This is a genomic window from Amycolatopsis thailandensis, from assembly GCF_042723255.1.
GTDB classification, from domain to species: domain Bacteria; phylum Actinomycetota; class Actinomycetes; order Mycobacteriales; family Pseudonocardiaceae; genus Amycolatopsis; species Amycolatopsis thailandensis.
In genome coordinates, this window is record NZ_JBHXJK010000250.1 from 1 (window position 1) to 6,146 (window position 6,146).

5 protein-coding genes are annotated in these 6,146 nt (G+C 73.2%); 2 read left to right on the forward strand and 3 right to left on the reverse strand.

Annotation, left to right across the window (positions count from 1 at the left end):
- Positions 1-299 (reverse strand): hypothetical protein (locus tag ACFWMR_RS42290; RefSeq protein WP_378382457.1); only part of this gene is annotated, 299 nt, incomplete at its 3' end.
- Positions 300-320: 21 nt separating this feature from the next.
- Positions 321-1,745, reverse strand: coding sequence for a serine/threonine protein kinase (locus ACFWMR_RS42295; protein WP_378382458.1), 1,425 nt, complete (start codon positions 1,743-1,745; stop codon positions 321-323).
- A gap of 102 nt (positions 1,746-1,847) precedes the next feature.
- Between ACFWMR_RS42295 and eccD the strand changes: the two genes are divergently transcribed.
- Both eccD and eccB read left to right on the forward strand, forming a co-directional pair.
- Positions 1,848-3,230: a type VII secretion integral membrane protein EccD gene (gene eccD, locus ACFWMR_RS42300; protein ID WP_378382459.1), complete on the forward strand. Its 1,383-nt coding sequence runs from the start codon at positions 1,848-1,850 to the stop codon at positions 3,228-3,230.
- A 4-nt stretch (positions 3,231-3,234) separates the two neighbouring features.
- Complete coding sequence (gene eccB / locus ACFWMR_RS42305; protein WP_378382460.1) at positions 3,235-4,668, forward strand: type VII secretion protein EccB; 1,434 nt, start codon at positions 3,235-3,237, stop codon at positions 4,666-4,668.
- Between the two features lie 61 nt (positions 4,669-4,729).
- Here eccB and mycP read toward each other — a convergent pair whose 3' ends face one another.
- Positions 4,730-6,016: a type VII secretion-associated serine protease mycosin gene (gene mycP / locus ACFWMR_RS42310; RefSeq protein ID WP_378382462.1), complete on the reverse strand. Its 1,287-nt coding sequence runs from the start codon at positions 6,014-6,016 to the stop codon at positions 4,730-4,732.
- Positions 6,017-6,146: the final 130 nt, after the last annotated feature.

Below are 6,146 nucleotides of genomic sequence, written 5' to 3' on the forward strand. Positions count from 1 at the left end.
CCCTGGGGGGCATCCCCCCCATACCCCGCGTCTGTCCGCGGGAAAGTTCCCTTCGGCTCGTCTTGGGTGGGCGGCGGGCTGCCGAGGTATGTCCTGAAGGGACCCTTCAGGACAGCCCGCCCGCGACTGTGGCCAAAGTCCGTGAAGGCCTCCTTCCCTACCCTGAAGGTAGTGAAGGAGGCCTTCACGGACTTGCGGATCGCGACCTTCGCCCCATCCGCACCAGCAGCCACACCGAAGTACATGAAGGCCCCCTTCCTGTACCTAGGCGCAAGGAAGGGGGCCTTCACGTACTTCAAGCGGGCAAGACCCGCTCGGCGTCACGGGTTGCAGCGGGCACCGCGGATCGAGACCGGTTCGGTCGTGTAGATGTGGCGGCTGTCCGTCGCCCGGAGCTGGAAGCAGTACCGGCGCGCCGGGTCGACCGGGATGTCCAGGCTGCGCTGGCGGTGGGCGACGAGTTGCTTCGTCTCCAGCCGTTCGCCCGCCATGATCACGACGAAGTCCAGTTCGCCTTCCGCGGTCCAGGTCAGCCGCACGTGATCGCTCTGGTCTTCCGGTGGCGCGAGCGCCAGTTTGACGTCCGGGGCCGGCGCGGAAGCCGGTGACGGCGGTGGGATCGCGGCCGCCACCGGGACGGCCTGCCCGCCGACCTCCGCCGGGCCGAGGAAAAGCGGCACCGCGGCGAGCCCGGCGACGAGCACCCCGGCGCCCGCCAGTGCGATGGGCCGCCAGGGAATCCGGCGTTCGGTCTTGAGGGGACCGCTGAATTCGCGGATCAGCGTGCGCCCGCCCGACGGAGGCGCCTGCACCACCTGGACCGGCGCCGGGGCCGCGGCCACCGGCCGGACCGGAGCGGCGGGCCGGTAGGACTCGGCGAAGTCGTCGAACTCGACCTCGGTGTCTTCGTCTTCGCCTGGGGCGTCGGGGGATTCCCCGCTGACGACCTCGCCGCCGGGAAGCCGCAGCTTCGTGAACAGCCGGGCCAGCGACGCGACGTCCTGCGGCCGGTCGGCCGGTTCCTTGGCCAGCAACCGGAGGATCGTCGCGGACAGTTCGCTCGGGACGGCCGGATCCTGGATCGGCGCGACCGGTTCCCGCAGTACCTGGAGGATCCGCTCGCCGGGCTGCTGCCCGGTGCGCCGGGGAAAGGGCGGTGTGCCGGTCAACGCGGCGTAGAGCACCGCGCCGAGTCCATAAAGGTCGGACGCGGGGGAAAGCGTGTCGTCACGCAGGGTTTCCGGCGCGGTGTACTCGACCGAGTACATCGGATCGCGCGGGAAACGCCGCCGCAGAGCCACGCCGAAGTCGGCGAGCACGAACTCCCCGGACGCGCGGTACAGCACGTTGTGGGGGCTCACGCCACCGTGCACGACGTCGGCCCCGTGCGCGGCGGCGAGCGCCGACGCGACAGCGGCACCGAGGGCGAGGACGCCGGGAACACCCAGCCGGGTACCGGAATCCAGCAGATTCGCGAGTGAACCCGGGCACAGTTCCCGGCGGAAACCGGACCGGCCGCCCGCGTGGGACAAGACCTCGTCGATCTGGAGGACCGACCTCGTCGACCGCACCGCGGCCAGCGCCTTCCGCTCGCGTTCGATCCACGACGTCGTCTCGCGGTCGAAGGAGCCGGGGAACATCTTGACCGCGAAGTCGTTGCCCGTGGCGGGATCCCGGCCCGCGTACACGGTGGCGATGGGGCCCTGGGCGAGCAGCCTCGGTCCGCCGGTGGTCTCGATGCTCATGCGCCCATTGTCGCCCACGAAGGCCGGATCCGTCGTGCTTTCCCGGCGGCAGGTTCCTGCCGTGACGGCCCGGCGGGCTCCCCGGCGGCGGACTCTTCTCCCATGCAGACTGCCGGCCTGGTCAGGGTCACCATCACCACTCCGCACCGGCGCATCGACATGGCGCTGCCGGAACACGCGTCCGTCGCCGAAATCCTCCCCGGCCTGCTCGCGCGGGCGGGCGAAGGGATGGCCGACGACGGCGTCGCCGGCGGCGGCTGGCAGTTGCGCCGCGCCGACGGGACGGCCTTCGATCTGGACCGGACGCTGGGCGCGCACCGGGTCCGGGACGGGGAGATCCTCCATCTGACGCCCCGCCGCGCCGAATGGCCGGAGCCCGAGTACGACGACCTCGTGGACGCGATCACCACCGGTTCCGGGCGCACCGGGAAGGCCTGGGGGCCACGGCACACGCGGCGGACCGGGCTGGCCGTCGGCGCGGTGGCGATGTCGTTCGGCCTGCTCGCGGTGCTGCGCGCGGGCCCGCCGTGGACGTCCCCGGCGGCCTGGGCGTTGGCGGTCTCCGCGCTGCTGCTGGCCGCGGGCGTCCTGCTCGCGCGGGCGCTGCGCGACGCCGGGGCGGGCGCGGTGATCGCCGCCGTCGCGCTTCCGTTCGCCTTCACCGGCGGCGGTCTGCTGCTGGCGGGCGACGACCCGATCGGCGAGCTGTCCGCCGGGCATCTGCTGCTGGCGAGCGCGGCCCTGCTGCTCGCGGCCGTCGTCGGCCATCTCGGGGTGACCGCCGCGCCGGAACTGTTCGCCGGGGCGGCCACCGTCGGCCTGCTCGGGGTGCTCGGCGGCTGGCTGGCCACCTTCGACGATCTGGCGGGCTACCGGTCGGCGGCGGTGATCGGCGGCGGCGTGCTCGCGCTGTCGACCACGTTCGCGCCGCTGGCGCTGCGGCTCGGCCGGGTGCCGATGCCGGTGCTGCCGCGCTCGACCGCGGACCTCGTCCGCGACGACCCTCAGCCGCCGCTCGACCTCGTGCACGCCGCCGTGGCCAGAGCGGACGCGCTGCTCACCGGCATGCTCGGCGGCGCGGCGATCGTCGTCATGTACTGCCAGCTGCAACTGATCCGCAGTGACAGCGAAGCGGCCGTCGTCCTCGTCGCCCTGCTCGCGGCCGGTTTCCTGGTGCGGGCACGGTTGTATCCGATCCTGCGGCAGCGATCCCTGCTCTTGGTGACCGGCCTCTTCGGCGCCGGCTGCCTGCTCGCCGGTCCGCTCATGACGGACCGCTCGCTGCTGCTCGTGCTGGCCGGACCGCTGTCCCTGGCGGTGGCCGCGGGCGTGATCGCGTCCGGGGTGGTGCTGAGCACCCGCGCCGCGAACCCGTATCTCGGCCGGATCGCCGAGTACTTCGAGATCCTGGTGATGATCGCCGTCGTCCCGGTGGCGTGCTCGGTGCTCGGCCTGTACGGCTACGTGCGCGGACTGGGGGGCTGAAACCATGGCGTCCAAACGAGATCAGCTCCAGGCGTACCAATTCCTGGTGCAGCGCGCCATCTCCGCGCTCGTGACCAGGGAGACCGACCCGGAGCAGCCGCCGTTCCGCCGTCCGTCCGGCGCCACGTTCGCCGGGATCGCGCTGGCGATCGTGGCGCTGGCGTGCGTCGGGGTCTACGGGATGATCGTGCCCGGCGGGAACAACGCCTGGCGCAAGAACGCCGCCGTCATCGTGGAGAAGGAGAGCGGCACCCGGTACGTCTACCTGGACGACCGGCTGCATCCGGTGGCGAACTACGCGTCCGCGTTGCTGCTGCTCGGCGAACACGGCACCACGGAACGGGTCTCGCGCGATTCGCTCGCCGGTGTCCCGCGAGGGCCCAGGATCGGCATCGCCGACGCGCCGGACGGCTTGCCCGGCCCCGAAAAGCTGCTCACCGGAGCGTGGTCGCTGTGCTCCGCCCCCGCGAGTGACCTGGCGGGCAGCCGGATCGAGGAATCGGTGCTGCTGGCCGGGGTCTCGCCGTCCGGCGGCGCGGCACTGGGGGACCAGGCGCTGCTGGTGGAATCGACGTCGACCGGCGACCGGTTCGTCGTCTGGCGCGGGCATCGGCACCGGATCGACGACTACGGCGCTGTCGGCACCGGCTTGGCGCTGACCGCCGAACCGTGGGCGCGGGTCGGCCGGGCCTGGCTCGACGTCCTCCCGGAAGGCGCGCCGATCGGCCCGCTCCCGGTGGCGGCGGCCGGTGAGGTGTCCACCGCGGTGCCGGGCCGGACCGACATCCGGAACGGGATGCTGCTGATGGTGCAGACCTCCGGTGGCGGACAGCAGCACTACCTCGCCGAACGGGACGCCCTGCGGCCGATCACCGAACTGCAGTACGACGTCCAGCGCGCGAGCGCCCAGCTGGTGGCCGCCTACCCCGGTACCGAACCGAAAACCGTGCCGCTGCCGCCTTCGCTGGCGACCATGTCGCGGCAGCTGGACCCGATCCAGGCCGACGCGGGCGCGGCACCGGCCGCACGCCCGGCCATCGCGCGCCCGCGCGATCAGGACGCCACCGTGTGCGCGACCTTCGACGGCGGCGCTCCCGCCCCCGCGCTGACCGTCGATCCCTCGATGCCGCCCGCGGATCCGATGTCGACCACCGCCCGCCGGACAGCCTCCGGCACACCGCTCGCGGACCGCGTCCACGTGCCACCGGGCAGCGCGATCCTCGTCGAGGCGATGCCGTCGGCACAGGCGCCGGCCGGGACGCTCACCGTGGTGACCGACATGGGGCGCCGTTATCCGCTGGCTTCGCCGGACGTCCTGAAGATGCTGGGATACCCGTCGGCGCTTCCTGTCCGGCTTCCCGCCGGCTTGATCGCGCGCCTGCCCGAAGGCCCGAGCCTCGACCCCGCCGCCGCCCGGCGTCAGACCCTGGGCGGCTGAAGAAGCCCATCACGCCGAAAGCGCCTGGTGTCCTCGACACCTGGCGCTTTCGGCGATCCGGTCAGTCCCCGGAGAGCAGGAAGATCTGTTCGGGAGGCTCGACGACGGCCGGTTCGGCGGCCACCGCCGCGGCGCGCCCCGGGCGCCAGCCACGCCGGCGTCCCCGCGGGAGGAGCACCGCCACCAGCAGTGCGATCACGATCGCGCCGGTCACGACGACGGTGAGCCATTTCGCCACCGTCGCGTCGTTCTCCCGGGCCGCGGCCCGGTCGAGCCAGTCCCGGTCCGGTGGGGTGGGAACGAAGGCAGGCAGCGCCCCCGGGGCCGCGGTGTCCATGCTGTCCGTCACCGCCCGGTAAGGGTCGACCACGCCTGCCCCGAACGCCTGGCTGTTCTGGCCGCCGCGCGCGGGGCTCGCGGTCGCCATCAGGCGGCGTGCCACTTCCGGAGCGGTCAGCCGCGGCCAGGCGGACCGGACCAGCGCCGCGGTGCCGGAAACGAACGGCGCGGCGTAGCTGGTGCCGTCGGTGTACACGTGCCCGCCCGCCCTCGTCGGAGCCAGTACCTTGGCGCCCGGAGCGACGATGTCCACGTAGCGGCCGATCTGGGAGCCGGTCATCCGTGCCCCGTCGATGTCGATGGCGCCGACCCCGAGGACCCCGTCGTAGGCGGCCGGGTAGGACGGAAGCTCGGCGGTCGATTCGCGCTGGGCGTTGCCCGCCGCGGCGACCACCAGCGCGTCCCTGGACACCGCGTACGCGACCGCGTCCCGGATGACGGCGAAATCGTCGTGACCGGCCAGGGAAAGGTTGATCACCTTCGCCCCCTGGTCCGTCGCGTAGCGGATGCCGTCGGCCACCACCTGCGGATCGATCCGGAGAGATCCGCCCTGGCTGTCGAACTCGCGGTCACTGATCCGCACCGGCAGGATCCGCGCGTCCGGGGCCACCCCGTGGAAACCGATGCCGGGCACCGGATCGGCGGCGATGATGCCGGCGACGCCGGTGCCGTGCGACACGCAGTCGAACGCGCCGGGAAGCGATCGCGCCAGCTGGAAGTCGCGGCCCGCGAGGACCTTGCCCGGTCTGGCGAGTTGCGGGTGATCGGCGTCGACGCCGGAGTCGACGACCGCGACCAGGACCCCGGAACCCTTGCTGTACGGCCACACCCGTTGGGGAGCCAGCGTTTGCTGGGCCCACGGCTGCGCCTGTACCGGGGGGCGCGCCGGCTCCGGGTCGTTGCAGGCGCCGGGCGGCGGCGCCGCGTGCGCCGTCCCCCCGCCGCCGAGGGCCTGAACGGCCGCCGCGGCCATGACGGCGGCGACGGCGGACATCCGGTGTCGTCTCATGCTGCAATCGTCCGGGGGCAGGCCACCGGAGACGGGCTCTTGGCCACAAGCGGCCACTCGGACGACGCCGCGGGCCACCGGAGACGACGACGGCCGGGGGACGGCGGGCGATTCCCGATGCCCGCCGTCC

What these genes read in the sequence shown, in the direction of transcription:
- eccB (WP_378382460.1), top strand. Translation starts at nt 3,235, where the DNA reads ATGGCGTCCAAACGAGATCAGCTCCAGGCGTACCAATTCCTGGTGCAG.
- ACFWMR_RS42295 (WP_378382458.1), bottom strand. Translation starts at nt 1,745, where the DNA reads ATGAGCATCGAGACCACCGGCGGACCGAGGCTGCTCGCCCAGGGCCCC.
- eccD (WP_378382459.1), top strand. Translation starts at nt 1,848, where the DNA reads ATGCAGACTGCCGGCCTGGTCAGGGTCACCATCACCACTCCGCACCGG.
- mycP (WP_378382462.1), bottom strand. Translation starts at nt 6,016, where the DNA reads ATGAGACGACACCGGATGTCCGCCGTCGCCGCCGTCATGGCCGCGGCG.